The organism is Sorangium sp. KYC3313, assembly GCF_052075895.1.
In the GTDB taxonomy this organism is placed as follows: Bacteria; Myxococcota_A; Polyangia; order Polyangiales; family Polyangiaceae; genus Sorangium; species Sorangium cellulosum_B.
The window spans coordinates 10,563,879-10,578,153 of record NZ_CP197255.1 but is presented as its reverse complement, the minus strand read 5'-3'; the positions used below and the strand labels follow the sequence as shown (position 1 = coordinate 10,578,153).

Below are 14,275 nucleotides of genomic sequence, written 5' to 3'. Positions count from 1 at the left end.
CATCCTCCTTGCGGACCCGAGCGCCGTTTCGCTCGATGGGCTCTCGGCGCTCGTAGCGCCACATCGAATCACTCCCGCGCCGCCGTCGTCGCGGCGCTGCTCGCTGCGCTCGCGGCGCCCACGTTGACCGGGTGTCGCCGCCCCGAGGCGGACGCGCAGCCGTCGCCGGCGCGCGACACCGCCGCGCCACGCCAGAAGCCCGCGGTGCACTTCGGGAAGGTGACCGCGCGCCCGCTCGCGCAGACGCTGGACATCAGCGGCACCCTGGTCGCCGACGAGACGAGCGAGGCGGCGACGCAGATCGGCGGCTTGGTCGTGAGCGTCGCGGTCGACGTGGGCTCACGGGTCAAGAAGGGCGATCCGCTCGTCGTGCTCGACGCGCGCAACGTCGCGCTCCAGTCGCAGGCCGCGTCCGCGGCCGTCGCGCAGGCGCGGGCCAAGCTCGCGCTGCAGGACGGCGCGTCGCCGAAGGGCATCGATCCCGACCAGGTGCCGGAGGTCCGGGCCGCGAAGCAGAGCATGGAGCTCGCGAAGTCCGAGGCCGAGCGCGTGAAGCAGCTCTACGACCAGGGCGCCGTCCCCCAGTCGACCTGGGACGCGGCGCGCACGCAGGCCCAGAACGCGACCGCGCAGTACGAGGCCGCGGTCAACGGCATCCGCGCGACCGTCGCGGCGCTCACGTCCGCGCAGGCGCAGGCGGGGCTCGCCTCGAAGGCGGTGTCCGACACGACGGTGCGGGCGCCCTTCGACGGCGCGATCGCCGAGAAGCGGATCAGCGTCGGCGAGTACGCCAGCCCGGGCCGCGTCGTGGCGGTCGTGGTCCGCGACAACCCGCTGCGGCTGCGCATCGACGTGCCCGAGGCGGACATCGCGCACATCGAGGTGGGCAAGCCGGTCAGCGTCTCGGTCGCCGCCTTCCCCGATCGCCTGTTCCCGGGCGTCGTGAAGCGGATCGGCGCGAGCCTGAAGGCCACGTCGCGCACCCTGCCCGTGGAGGCCGAGTTCGACAACAGCGAGGGCAAGCTCCGCCCCGGCCTCTTCGCGCAGGGGCAGCTGACGCTGACCGGCGAGTCAAGAACGGCGATCTTCGTCCCCGAGTCGGCGGTCGGCACCTCCGGGACGAGCGCGCGCGTGTTCGTGAAGTCGGGCGATCGCGTGACGGAGCGGCTCGTCAAGCCCGGCCGCAAGATCGAAGGCCTCATCGAGGTCGTCGGTCCCCTCGCCGAGGGGGAGGACGTCGCGATCGACAAGGTGAGCGAGCTGGCGGACGGCATCGAGGTCGCGGCGGCGCAGTGAGCCGAGCGCACCGCGCGCCTCATTACTGAAGAAAGGTAGCGACCATGCAATGGCTCGCGGCAATCTGCATCCGTAGGCCGGTTTTCGCCTCGGTGATCGTCCTGCTCCTGACGGTGCTCGGGGCGTTCTCCTACTTCGGCCTCGGCGTGGACCGGTTTCCCAAGGTCGAGTTCCCGTTCATCGTCGTGACGACCGTCCTCCCCGGCGCCGCGCCCGAGGAGGTCGAGACGGAGCTCTCCGACAAGATCGAGTCGGCGGTCAACACGATCAGCGGCATCGACGAGCTGCGCTCGGCCTCGGTCGAGGGGCTCAGCCAGGTCATGATCTCCTTCCAGCTCGAGAAGGACGTCGACGTCGCCGCGCAGGAGGTGCGCGACAAGGTCGAAGGCATCCTCGCGGATCTGCCGGAAGGGATCGACCCGCCGGTGGTCGGCAAGCTGGATCCGGACGCCGCGCCGATCCTCACGCTCGCCGTCTCGTCTCCGAAGGCGGACGTCCGCGCGGTGACGGAGTTCGCCGACAAGACGCTCCGGCGCGAGCTGGAGTCGCTCGCCGGCGTCGGACAGGTGCTGCTCATCGGCGGCCGGAGCCGGCAGATCAACATCTGGATCGATCCGGAGAAGCTCGAGAAGTACGCCCTGACCGGCGGCGTGGTGGCCCAGGCGCTGGCGAGCCAGAACGTCGAGATCCCGGCCGGCCGGATCGAGCAAGGGGGCAGGGCGCTCACCCTGCGGACGCGCGGCCGCGTGCAGTCGGTCCAGCAGATGGCGGACATCGTGCTCGCGAACCGCGACGGCTACTCCGTCCGGCTCGGCGACGTCGCGGAGGTCCAGGACGGCATGGCGGAGCCGGAGTCCGCCGGCTTCCGCGGCCTCGATCCTGCCGTGCTCCTCAGCATCCGCAAGCAGAGCGGGACGAACACCGTCGAGGTCATCGAGGGGCTGAAGGCGCGGATCAGCGAGGTGGAGAAGCGCCTCCCCGAGGGGTACACCATCGCCGTCGCCCGCGATCAGTCGGAGTTCATCAAGAACTCGGTCCACGCCGTCAAGGAGCACCTCGTGCTCGGCGCGCTGCTCGCCGCGATCATCGTCGCGATCTTCCTCGCGAACGCCCGCAGCACGCTCATCTCGGCGATCGCCATCCCGACGAGCATCATCTCCACGTTCGCCCTGATGAGGGTGGCGGGCTTCACGCTCAACGGGATCACGCTCCTCGCGCTGACGCTCGCGGTCGGCATCGTGATCGACGACGCGATCGTCGTCCTCGAGAACTGCTACCGCTGGATCGAGGAGAAGGGCGCGAGGCCGTGGGAGGCGGCGCTCCAGGGCACGAAGGAGATCGGCCCCGCGGTGCTCGCGACGACGCTCTCGCTGGTCGCCGTGTTCCTCCCGGTCGCGTTCATGAGCGGCATCGTCGGCCGCTTCCTGAACTCGTTCGGCCTCACCATGGCGTTCTCGATCCTGGTCTCGCTGATCGTGAGCTTCACGCTGACGCCCATGCTGTCCGCGCGATGGCTGAAGAAGCCGGAGAAGCACGACGCCGCCAGCTCCAAGGAGTCGCGCTTCTACGGGCCGATCGAGCGCGGCTATATGGCGATCCTCCGCTGGTCGATGGCGCACCGCTGGGTGATCGTGCTCGCCTCGCTCCTGGCGCTGTTCTCGATCCCGGTGCTGGGGCGAATGGCCAAGTTCAACTTCCTCCCGATCGAGGACGAGTCGCAGTTCCAGGTCGGCATGCGCGCGCCCGAGGGCGTGAGCCTCGACGGCACGCGCGTCATCGCCACGCGGATCGCGTCGCAGATCGAGAAGCTCCCCGGCGTGTCCTACACGCTGACGACGATCGGCGACGATCCGCAGAAGACGCCGAACCTCGCCACCATCTACGTGAAGCTCAAGCCGGCGGATCAGCGCGCGCTGTCGCAGCAGGACCTCATCGATCGCGCTCGTCGCGAGCTCAAGCCGCAGTTCGACGCGGAGAAGCTCCGGGCGAACATCGGCGTCGTGCCCGCCTTCTCCGGCGGTCAGAGCGCCCAGATCGCCTACCAGGTGCAGGGCCCCGACCTCCAGAAGATCGGCCTCTACTCCGACGCGCTGCTGCAGAAGCTCAAGGCGATCCCGGGCGTCGTCGATCCGGACACCTCGCTGCTCGTCGGCAAGCCGGAGCTCCGCGTGGTTATCGACCGCAAGAAGGCCGCCGATCTCGGCGTGCAGGTCGGCGACGTCGCCAGCACCCTGCGCCTCCTGGTCGGCGGGTACAAGGTGTCGACCTACAACGAAGGCGGGGAGCAGTACGAGGTGCGCGCGCGCGCGCTGCCGAGCTTCCGCTCCGACAAGGAAGGCCTCGCGAAGATCACGGTGCCGTCGACCAAGCTCGGCGCCGTGACGCTCGACAACGTGGTGTCGTTCTCCGAGGGGACGGGCCCGTCGCGCATCGAGCGGTACAACCGCCAGCGGCAGGTCATGCTGACCGCCAACCTCGAGGCGGGGTACTCGCAGCAGACGGTCATCCAGGAGCTCGACAAAGCCGTGTCGGAGATGAACCTCGCGTCCGGCTACTCCGCGGGCCCCGTCGGCGCGTCGAAGGAGCTCGTCAAGATGATGAAGAGCTTCCTCGTCGCCCTCCTCCTGTCGCTGGTCTTCATGTACCTCGTGCTCGCGGCGCAGTTCGAGTCGTGGCTGCACCCGATCACGATCCTGCTGTCGTTGCCGCTGACGGTGCCGTTCGCGTTCATCGCGGTCATCCTCTTCCGGCAGTCGCTCAACATCTTCTCGCTGCTCGGCATCGTCGTGCTGTTCGGCGTCGTGAAGAAGAACTCGATCCTCCAGATCGATCACACGATCAAGCTGCGCGAGCACGGCTTGCCGCGGGCGCAGGCCATCCTGGAGGCGAACCGCGACAGGCTCCGGCCGATCCTGATGACCACGCTCGCGTTCGTCGCCGGCATGATCCCGCTCGTCGTCTCGAGCGGCGCGGGCTCGGGCACGAACCGCGCGACCGGCTTCGTGATCATCGGCGGGCAGACGCTGGCGCTCCTCCTGACGCTGCTCGCGACCCCGGTCGCCTACTCGCTGTTCGACGACGTCTCCTCGTGGCTCAAGCGGATCCTGCCCTTCATGCGGGGCAGCGACGACCAGGGCGAGGCGCGCGGGGCGGGGGAGGACGGCGTCGCTCCGGCGGGGGATGGGGTCGTCGCGGCGGGGCACCGCGGCGCCGCGGCGCGCACCGCCGTCGCGCACGATGCGGGCCGGCCGGCGCCGGCGCAGCTCGACTAGCAGCACCCCGACCGCGCTCCGGGGCCGCGGCGCGCCGCGCCCGGCCCCTTCGCCACCGCGGCGAGGCGCCGCTCACCGCGCTTCGCCGTGGACCTTGCGCAGGATCACCTCGAGCAGCCCGTCGAACGCGTCGCGCATCGCCCAGGCCTGGGCGGCCTCGTCGTCGAGGCCAGCCGCCTTGCGCCGCCCCTCGACGAGCGCGTTCCGCGGGCCCCTGCACGCGGGGCCGAGCCGGCGCTCCATGTCGAGCGAGGCGCCCGCGTAGACGTGATAGCAGGACGCGAAATCCCCCTGGTTGTAGAGGGGCGAGCCGACCTGGATCGCGCCGTCCATCGTGCGCGCCAGCACGAGCAGGTCCCCCTCGGTGCAGCCGCGGAGGATCGCGAGCGCGTGGTGAGGCACCGATCGCTTGACCGCGGGCAGCCCTTGCTCTTCGTCGGCCGTCTCGGCCGCGAACGTCGAGAGCGGGACGGGATCGGGGCGCACGAGCAGCCGCTTGAGGTAGTCGGCGGGCACGCCGAAGTTGAGGTTCTGCCCCTGCGTCGAGACCGCCGCGGCGACGCCGATCACCTCGCCGTGATCGTTGAACAGCGGGCCGCCCGAGGAGCCTGGCGCGATCGGCGCGGAGATCTGCAGCAGCGTCAGCTCCGGATCCACGACGCGGACCGCGCTCACGAGGCCGTTCGACACGGTGTCCGCGAGGCCGAGCGGATGGCCGATCGCGACGACCGGATCGCCGGGGCGGACCGCGCCGCTGTTGCCGAGGGAGAGCAGCGGGAGCCTCCGAGGCGCGTGGATCCGGACGATCGCGAGATCCCGAGCCTCGTCGAACGCGAGCACCTCGAGCACCGGGTGCTCGCTCTGATCGGAGAGGACCACCTTGAGGTCCGGCATCCCGGCGACGACGTGGAAATTCGTCGCGATCCAGCCGTCCTCGCGGACGAGGAAGCCCGCCCCGAGCGAGCCGTCGCCGCGGATCGTGACGACCGCCGGCGTGGCGCGCGCCGCGATCTGCGCTGGCGTCATCGCCGCGGGCTGTGACGCGGAGATCGCCGGCTGGCTTGCCGAGCTCGCGGTGCAGCCGAGCGCCGCGATCGCCGTCGCGGCGACGAGCGCCGAGACGAGCGGCCAGCCGGGCTGGTGCGGGGGTCGGGGGCGCGATGGAGGAGCGGCGCAGGAGGGCCGGTCGTCGTCATGGAGCTCGCCTGGCAGGCTGCGGTGGTTCATGTCGCTCCCCGAGGCCGCCGCGTGAGCGACCTCCCTCCAGCAAGCGTAACGAAGACCCGACGGATCGTCTCGCGCGCCCGGAGAAAATCCGGTCGTGGCCGCATATGCTGTCGCGGTGAGCCAAGACCACGACGCGCGCGATCCTATCTTCGCCCTCAGCGACGAGTTCGTCGAAGCCTTCGCTGCCCGCTGTCCTGCCCATGCCACCCTCGCGGGCATCCCCTGCGACGAAGGCGCCTGGAACGACTGGAGCCCGAGCGGCGCCGCGTCCTGGGCCTCCACGGTCGCGTCTTTCCAGGAGCGGCTCCGCTCGCTGCCGCCGCCGCGCCCCGGGGCGGAGGCGCGGTGGGGTCGCCTCGCACGCCGTGTCATGGCGGATCACCTGGATGAGCGGCTCGACGATTTCCGTCACGGCGAGCACCTGCGCGATCTCAACAACATCGAGTCGGCGTTCCAGCACCTCCGGATGGTCTTCGACCTCATGGATGTCCACAGCGCCGCCGGCTGGGAGGCCATCGCGTCGCGTCTGGAGGGCCTGCCGCGCGCGTGCGACAGCTACCGCGCTTCGCTCGAGGAGGGGCGCCGGACGGGCCAGGTCGTCGCGCGTCGCCAGGTGTTCGCCGTGATCGAGCAGGCGCGCTACCAGGCGGGCGACGCGTCGTTCTTCCTCACGCTGCCGGCCGCTTACGAGGCGTCGGGTTGCGGCGCGGGCGCCGGCCGCGCGCGCGTCGCTGACGGCGTCGAGCGCGCGCGCGCCGCGTTCGGCGCGCTCGCCGGCTACCTGGAGCAGACGTACCTGCCGAGCGCGCGCGCCGCGGACGCCGTGGGAGAGGAGCGCTACCTGCGCCTCGCGCGCCGCTTCCTCGGCGCGAGCATCGACCCGATCGAGACCTACGCCTGGGGGTGGTCCGAGGTGCACGCCATCGAGGCCCAGATGGCGCGCCTCGCCGCCGAGATCCTCCCCGGCGCGTCGCTGCCCGAGGTGATCGATCTGCTCATGACCGACCCCGCCCGGTGCGCGCAGGGCGCCGACGAGTTCCTCCGCATCATGTCCGAGCGCCAGCGAAAGGCGCTCGCCGATCTCGACGGCGTCCATTTCGACATCCCGGCGCCCATCCGTCACATCGAGGTGAAGCTCGCTCCGCCGGGCGGCGCGCTCGGCGCCTACTACGTGCCCCCGAGCGACGGCTTCAAGCGGCCCGGCACCGTCTGGTATGCGCCCGGCGCGAAGCAGGCGTTCCCGCTCTACGAGGAGATCACCACGGCGTACCACGAGGGCTTTCCTGGCCATCACCTGCAGTGCGCGCTCCAGGTGCACCTCGATGACCGGCTGAGCCGGCTCCACCGCTTCCTTGTGACGAACTCCGGCCACGCCGAGGGGTGGGCCCTTTACGCCGAGCAGCTCATGTACGAGCTCGGTTATTTCGAGCGCCCCGATTACGTGCTCGGGATGCTCGCGGGCAAGCTGACGCGCGCCTACCGCGTCGTCCTCGACATCGGCATGCACCTGGAGCTGCCGATCCCCCGGGACGCGCCGCTCCACGCCGGCGAGCCCTGGCGCTACGAGATCGCCGTCGAGTACCTCCAGCGCCGGGCCTTCCTCCCGCTGGATCACGCGCACAGCGAGGCGACGCGCTATCTGGGCTGGCCGGGGCAGGCGATCTCCTACAAGGTCGGCGAGCGCGTCGTCCTGGAGCTGCGCGACACGCTGCGGCGCCGCCAGGGCGAGGCCTTCGATCTGAAGGCGTTTCACGCCAGGGTGATCGGCTCCGGGTCCGTCGGGCTCGACCACCTGCGCGAGATCGTGCTCGACGACGCCGCGCCCTGAGCGCTCGTCAGGCACGCGCTCGTCAGGCACGCGCGCGTCGCCCACCCGCTTCGCGCCTCGACGCGCGGCCACGCGCGTGCCAATCGACGCGGGTGAGCGCTCCCCCAGCGAACGAAGCCCCCGAGGCGCGGCAGGACGGCTCGGACCTCTGCACCGCGTGCGGCCTCTGCTGCACGGGGCTGCTCTTCGACGTCGCGCCGCTCGAGGAGCACGAGCTCCCGCGGGCCGAGAAGCTGCGCCTGCCGCTCGCGTGCAATCGGTACCACGACGCCTTCAGCCTGCCGTGCCCCTGCCACCTCGACCGGAAGTGCACCGTCTACGAGATGCGCTTCTCCGTGTGCAGCAGCTACGAGTGCGGCCTGCTCCGGCGCTGCAAGGCGGGCGAGGTGCCGCTCGGCGAGGCGCTGGCCCGCGTCGAGCGCGTGCTGCGCCTGACGGACGACGTGCGCGCGCGGGTGCCGCCGCTCGTGCCGCCGCGTCCGCTCTGGGACGAGGCCCGCGAGCACCTCCGCCGGCGCGACGCCGAGGACCCGTCGCCGGCGTGGCAGGGCGAGCGCGGCGCGCTCGTCGCCGCGCTCGGTGAGCTCCGGGTCGCGTGCAGGGAAGGGCTCGATCCGTAGCGCCGGCGCCTCGCGAGGGCCGCGGAGCGCGGGCAATGGTCTTTCCCATGCCCGGGGTCCAATTCGCGGGGCGCTCCACCGTGCTTTGGAGATCTCCCTCGCTCTGTCCTGCAAAGATCTCCAGGGCCCCCGGGACACCGACGGGCGCGGAGACTCCCATGCTTCGTCCAGGCCGAGCGTGATCCGCCCTCGGCTGCGGGCGCCGCGCCCTCGTCAACATGCTTGTCTCGGCCTCCCGGCGGCCGGTTCCACGCCGTATATACGACCCATGGAACCGACGATCCGCCGGCTGACCAACAAATATTCTGCCATCGCTGCAGTGATCAGCTTCGTCACTCAGCCCATTCCCGGCGCAGATGAGTTGATCGTGGTTCCCATTCATTACTCGTTCTCCGTGTCGCTGATCCGGCGCCGGGGCGTGCCGCTCCGCAGGGCTCCGTGGCTGCAGGTGAGCAAGATCATCTGGGGTGGTGCGGCCGTAAGGCTCTTCGCCAACTTCACGCTCGGCCTCGTCCCGGTCGCCGGTCTCTTCTCCAATGCGGTCACCGCCGTCGCCTTGACGGAGTTCCTGGGCCGCTACCTCGACGCCGCGCTGAGCAGCAAGGCGCCGCCTCCCGCGGTCTCCATCAGGGCGATCAGGGATGCCCTGCGGAGCCCAAGGCGAGCGCGGAGCGCTCAGCGGTTGCGGTTCAGGATCCGCCGCGCCGTCCGGGAATCCGTCCCTGCGCCGACTCCTGGTTGAGGCGCCCTGTCCCGCTGGGCGGGAAGCCCGGAGCTCGCGCCGCCTCGGGGCGCCCGGCGCTCGTGACGCGGTCCACGGCCAGGGAATCCGCGGCGCCGGGTCATCCGCCGCACCCTCTCCCGCCTGCGCGCCGCGTTGACGAGCGCGTCGCCGGCGCGCCCGGCGTGGAGCCGGCGTGGAGCCGCCTCGGTCCGCCCGCGCGCGGCGGTCCCGCCTGGCGTCTCTCCTGGCGATCGCCGCCCAGATCGAATAGATCCCCGGCCATGCTCTCCGAGACCCGCGAGAAAGTCCTCGACATCAAACGGCGCTTTGAGGCGCTAAGGGGGCATCTTTGACGTCCCCAAGCTCGAACGGATGCTCCAGGATCTGACCCAGACGACGCTGTCGTCGGGGTTCTGGAACGATCAGGAAAAGGCCCAAGCCGTCCTCCGCAAGCGCGCCCAGGTCGAGTCGAAGCTCGAGGTGGCGCAGCGGCTCGGCCGCGAGATCGAGGATCTCGCGGAGTACCTCGAGCTCGGCGCTGCCGAGGGCGACGAGGGCGTCATCGCCGACGCCGACGCGCAGGCCGACGCCATCGCCGGGCGCCTGCGCAAGGTCGAGCTCGATCGCATGCTGTCCGGCCCCGCCGACCGCGGCAACGCCATCGTCAGCATCCACCCGGGCGCCGGCGGCACCGACGCGAAGGACTGGGCGTCCATGCTCCTCCGCATGTACCTGCGCTTCTGCGAGCGCCGCGGGTACAAGACGGAGATCATCGACTACCAGGACGGCGACGAGGCCGGCATCGACGCCGTCACCCTCACGGTGACCGGCGACGCCGCGTACGGCTATCTGCGCTCCGAGGCCGGGGTCCACCGCCTCGTCCGGATGAGCCCGTTCAACGCCGATCACACGCGCCAGACCGCGTTCGCCGCCGTCGAGGTCACCCCGGACAGCGACGACGAGATCAACATCCAGGTCAACGAGAAGGACATCGAGATCACGACGATGCGCGCCGGCGGCAAGGGTGGGCAGAACGTGAACAAGGTCGAGACCGCCGTTCGCCTGCGACACATCCCGACCGGCCTCAACATCGTGTGCCGCGCCGAGCGCAGCCAGCACCAGAACCGCGCGATGGCGATGAAGGTCCTCAAGGCGAAGCTGTACGAGATGGAGCTCCAGAAGCGGGAGGCCGAGGTCCAGGCCTACAACGCCGCGAAGAGCTCCATCAACTTCGGCAGCCAGATCAGGAACTACGTCCTCGCGCCCTACCGGCTCGTCAAGGACGTGCGCACCTCCACCGAGGCCACCGACGTGGACGCCGTCCTCGACGGCGATCTCGAGGGCTTCATCGAGGCCTACTTGCTCGCCGCGGCCGGCGGCTCGCTCAGGAAGGGCGGCTCGGTCGCGGAGGACGACGCTCCGTGAGCCAGCAAAAAGACAGACCCAACGACAAGAAGACCGAGCGGCTCGTGAAGGAGGCCGCCGAGGCCGCGCGCGCCGAGGAGACGCTGATCGCCACCCGCAAGGCGAAGGCGGCCCGCCTCCGCGCCCGCGGCGACAACCCGTTCGCCAACGACGTCACGGAGGGCGAGCCGCTCGTCGAGCTCGCGGCCGTCCGCGCCCGCTTCGACGGGGCGCGGGCCGCGGCCGAGCCGAGGCCCGAGGGCGCGGCGCCCGAGCGATCCGCCTCCTCCGCGGCGGATCGCTACGATCCAGCGCGCGTCGAGCCGGTCCCGTTCCGCGTCGCGGGCCGGGTCCTCTTCGTGCGCTCGTTCGGCGGCGTCACCTTCGTCCGGCTGCGCGACCGCACCGGCGAGCTCCAGCTCTACTGCGAGCAGGGGGGCCTCGCCGATTTCGAGCGGCTGGAGGACATCGACCTCGGCGACTTCGTCGAGGCCCGCGGCGTCGCGATGGCGACGCAGAAGGGCGAGCTCTCGATCCGCGCAGAGCGCCTCCGGCTGCTCACGAAGGCCTACCGCCCGCTGCCGACCAAGACGAGCTTCAAGGACGTCGAGTCGCGCTACCGCATGCGGTACGTCGATCTCGTGGCCAACCCGCACGTCGCGGGGGTCTTCCGCGCCCGCACCGCGATCGTCGCCGCGCTGCGCGAGTTCCTCGACACCCGCGGCTTCCTCGAGGTCGAGACCCCGACGATGCACACGCTCGTCGGCGGCGCGGCCGCGAAGCCGTTCAAGACCCACCACAACGCGCTCGACCTCGGGCTCTTCATGCGCATCGCGCCGGAGCTCTTCCTGAAGCGGCTCGTTGTCGGCGGCTTCGAGCGCGTCTACGAGATCGCGCGCTGCTACCGGAACGAGGGGCTGTCGACGCGGCACAACCCCGAGTTCACGATGCTCGAGTACTACCAGGCGTACGCGACGTACGAGACGCTGATGGACGCCACCGAGGCGATGCTCCGCCACGTCGACGCCCGCCTCGCCGAGCGGCTCCCGGCCGAGCACGCGGCCTGGGCCGCGCAGCGCACGTACTCGCTCGAGCGCTTCGAGCGCGTCCCCATGGCCGAGGGGATCGCCCGCGCCCTGTCGAAGTCGGGCCTGCCGGCCGACGTCCCGCAGCGCGTCGCCGCGGACGACGCCCCGATCAAGGAGTGGGCGAAGGCGGCGAAGGCGAGCGGGCGCGAGATCGACTGGACCAACTTCCGCGCGGGCGCGAAGAAGTGCGAGTCGCCGGGTGAGCTCGTCTTCTGCGCCTACGAGTACGTGGTCGAGCCGTTCCTCACGAGGGACTACCGCACGGAGGCGGGTGACAAGAGCGTCCCTGTCTTCATCATCGACTATCCCTTCGAGGTCTCCCCGCTCGCGCGCAAGAAGGACAGCGATCCTTCGCTGGTCGACCGCTTCGAGCTCTTCATCGACGGCCGCGAGCTCTGCAACGCCTTCAGCGAGCTCAACGACCCAGAGGACCAGGACGCGCGCTTCCGCGCGCAGGTCGAGAAGAAGTCCCGGGGCGAGGAGGAGACGATGGATTACGACGCCGACTACGTCCGCGCCCTGGAGCACGGCCTCCCGCCGACGGCGGGCTTCGGCATGGGGGTCGATCGCCTGACGATGCTCCTCACCGGCGCGACCTCCATCCGCGACGTCATCCTGTTCCCGCTCCTCCGTCCCGAGACCGACGCGTGATCGAGCTCTCCAGGTCGTTGCAGGCCGCGCTCCTCGCCGCCGTCGCTCTGGGCATCGTCCTGCTCGCCTGGCGGGGCTACACCCGCTTCGACAAGAAGGGCGAGCTGGAGCCGCGGCGTCCCGGCGTCGTGCGCGTCGGGGTCGTGGTCGCTCTCACGGGCGCCAGCCTGCTCGCGCTCACGCTCATCGGGTCCAGCGGGCGCGCGAAGGGCCTCGCGCCCATCGGCGCCTTCTTCGCGAGCAATACGGAGAGGGTCGCCCAGCTCGTCGCCGCGCTGGTCGTGGCGGGTGCCCTTCGGCTGTTCCGGGCCAGGATGGCTGCGGACAACGCCCGGTGGCTCTCCGGCAGGTGGGGCTCCAGGGCCCGCGTGGGGCTCCGCGTGCTCGGCGCGACGTCCCTGCTCGCCGCGCTCGCGATCGCCGTGCTCTGGGTCGCGGTCCTGCCCATCCAGCCGACCTTCAGGTGGATCCTTGGAGGCACGCTGTTCGGCGCGGGCGCGGGCTATCTGGTCGCCGGGAGCCGCCCTGTCCGCAAGGGGCTCTATCGCGCGCTCGGCTGGTGGTGGGGCGCGCTCGTGGGCGTGAGCTTCGGCGTCACCGCGACGCTCACGGCCAGGATGCCCGCCGGAAAGGGCGCGTCGTTCAATCCGACGGATCAGATCATCCGCTTCACCGCGCTCGTCTCGAGCGTCGTCTTCCTGTTCTTCGTGCTGTCGGCGCTCCTGCCGCTCGCCCTCGACGCGCTCGAGCGCCGGAGCTTCGTGCCCCACGTGGCCGCGCGCCACGTGCGCGCCTCGAAGAGCGGCTTTCTCACGGTCATCTCGGTCCTGTCGATGGCCGGCGTCGCCGTCAGCTCGTGCGCCCTGTGCTCGGTGACGAGCATCATGGGCGGCTTCGGCGCCGACCTGAAGCGCAAGATCCTCGGCAACAACGCGCACATGGTCGTCGACGCCTCCCGGCCTGGCGGCTTCGGCAACTGGGACGACAAGCTCACCCAGGTGCGCGTCGCCCTCGCGCCCTACGGAGGCGCCGCGACCCCGGTCGCGGCCGGCGAGGCGATGGGCTCGAGCGCCTCGAACACCGCGGGCGCGCTCGTCCGCGGCATCGATCCGGACACCATCGGGCAGGTCATCGACCTCGCCAAGAACCTCGAGGTCGGCAGCTTCGATTACCTGCGCGAGCCCGAGAAGCTGACGAGCCTGCCTCCCGAGGAGATCATCGGTCGAGGTCCGGGCGGGGAGCCGTACTTCAAGGGGCCGGACTTCCGCCAGCCGACGGACGTCGACCCGTCGGTGCGCGACTACCTGAAGGTGCAGACGCGCGTGTACCCGGGCGTCATCATCGGCCGCGAGCTCGCGAAATCGCTCCACGTGCTCGTCGGGGACGAGGTGACCCTGCTGTCGCCGATGGGCGAGCTCGGCCCCACCGGCGTGATGCCGCGCTCCCGCAAGTTCCGCGTCGCGGCGATCTTCTATAGCGGCATGTACGAGTACGACGTCACGCACGCGTACGTCTTGATGGAAGAGGCGCAGAAGTTCTTCAGCCTCGACGACAAGATCACCCACATCGACATCCGGGTCCCGGATCCCGAGCGGGTGCAGGAGGTCCGCCCGGCCGTGGAGGCGGCCGTCGCCGCGAGCGCCGCGCTCGACGAGGCGCCGGAGGGAGGAAAGCCGCCGCCGCAGCTCCGCGTCCGCGACTGGATGGAGATGAACAAGAACCTCTTCAGCGCGCTCAAGCTGGAGAAGATCGCGACGTTCATCATCCTGTCCATCGCCATCGCGGTCGCGAGCTTCTGCATCGTCTGCACGCTGCTCCTCATGGTGACCGAGAAGGGCAAGGAGATCGCCGTCCTGAAGGCGCTGGGCGCCTCGGACAACGCGGTGATGCGCGTGTTCATGCTCGAGGGCGTGATCATCGGCGCCATCGGCACGATCTACGGTGTCGGCACCGCGCTCGCGGTCTGCACGGGCCTGCACTGGTTCGGTGTCCGGCTCGATCCGGACGTCTATTACATCGACCGGTTGCCCGTGAACGTGAACCTCTCCGACTACGCGATGGTCGCGGTCGCGTCGATGCTCATCTGCACCATCGCCACCATCTACCCGGCCCGCGCTGCCTCGAGGCTCTCTCCGGTCGACGGGCTCCGCTACGAGTAATCACTC

9 protein-coding genes are annotated in these 14,275 nt (G+C 70.7%); 8 read left to right on the top strand and 1 reads right to left on the bottom strand.

Annotation, left to right across the window (positions count from 1 at the left end):
- Window positions 1–123: 123 nt before the first annotated feature.
- Both ACSRUE_RS40210 and ACSRUE_RS40205 read left to right on the top strand, forming a co-directional pair.
- On the top strand, window positions 124–1,296 hold the full coding sequence (locus ACSRUE_RS40210; protein ID WP_441288169.1) for an efflux RND transporter periplasmic adaptor subunit: 1,173 nt from the start codon (window positions 124–126) through the stop codon (window positions 1,294–1,296).
- Window positions 1,297–1,388: 92 nt separating this feature from the next.
- The gene (locus ACSRUE_RS40205) at window positions 1,389–4,568 is read left to right on the top strand and encodes an efflux RND transporter permease subunit (RefSeq protein WP_441288168.1); all 3,180 of its coding nucleotides are present in this window, start codon (window positions 1,389–1,391) and stop codon (window positions 4,566–4,568) included.
- Window positions 4,569–4,640: 72 nt separating this feature from the next.
- On the opposite strand, the gene ACSRUE_RS40200 is transcribed toward ACSRUE_RS40205, so the two are convergent.
- Window positions 4,641–5,795, bottom strand: a complete 1,155-nt coding sequence (locus ACSRUE_RS40200; protein ID WP_441288167.1) for a S1C family serine protease — start codon at window positions 5,793–5,795, stop codon at window positions 4,641–4,643.
- A 115-nt stretch (window positions 5,796–5,910) separates the two neighbouring features.
- Between ACSRUE_RS40200 and ACSRUE_RS40195 the strand changes: the two genes are divergently transcribed.
- The 6 genes from ACSRUE_RS40195 (at window position 5,911) to ACSRUE_RS40170 (ending at window position 14,269) form a co-directional block, all read left to right on the top strand.
- On the top strand, window positions 5,911–7,623 hold the full coding sequence (locus ACSRUE_RS40195; protein WP_441288166.1) for a DUF885 domain-containing protein: 1,713 nt from the start codon (window positions 5,911–5,913) through the stop codon (window positions 7,621–7,623).
- A 92-nt stretch (window positions 7,624–7,715) separates the two neighbouring features.
- On the top strand, window positions 7,716–8,243 hold the full coding sequence (locus ACSRUE_RS40190) for a hypothetical protein (protein ID WP_441288165.1): 528 nt from the start codon (window positions 7,716–7,718) through the stop codon (window positions 8,241–8,243).
- 268 nt (window positions 8,244–8,511) lie between these two features.
- A complete protein-coding gene (locus ACSRUE_RS40185) occupies window positions 8,512–8,985 on the top strand; it encodes a hypothetical protein (RefSeq protein WP_441288164.1) in 474 nt (157 codons plus the stop codon).
- Window positions 8,986–9,248: 263 nt separating this feature from the next.
- Window positions 9,249–10,392, top strand: a protein-coding gene (prfB, locus tag ACSRUE_RS40180) for a peptide chain release factor 2 (protein ID WP_441288163.1) whose coding sequence is annotated in 2 segments (ribosomal slippage) — window positions 9,249–9,317 and window positions 9,319–10,392 — 1,143 coding nt in all. Because the reading frame shifts where the segments join, the coding sequence is not laid out codon by codon here.
- Window positions 10,389–12,110 (top strand): lysine--tRNA ligase, encoded by a 1,722-nt coding sequence (gene lysS, locus ACSRUE_RS40175; RefSeq protein WP_441288162.1) that lies wholly within the window; start codon window positions 10,389–10,391, stop codon window positions 12,108–12,110. The genes prfB and lysS overlap by 4 nt, the downstream gene beginning before the upstream one ends.
- Window positions 12,107–14,269, top strand: coding sequence for an FtsX-like permease family protein (locus tag ACSRUE_RS40170; protein ID WP_441288161.1), 2,163 nt, complete (start codon window positions 12,107–12,109; stop codon window positions 14,267–14,269). Before lysS ends, ACSRUE_RS40170 begins: the two co-directional genes overlap by 4 nt.
- The last annotated feature ends 6 nt before the right edge of the window (window positions 14,270–14,275 follow it).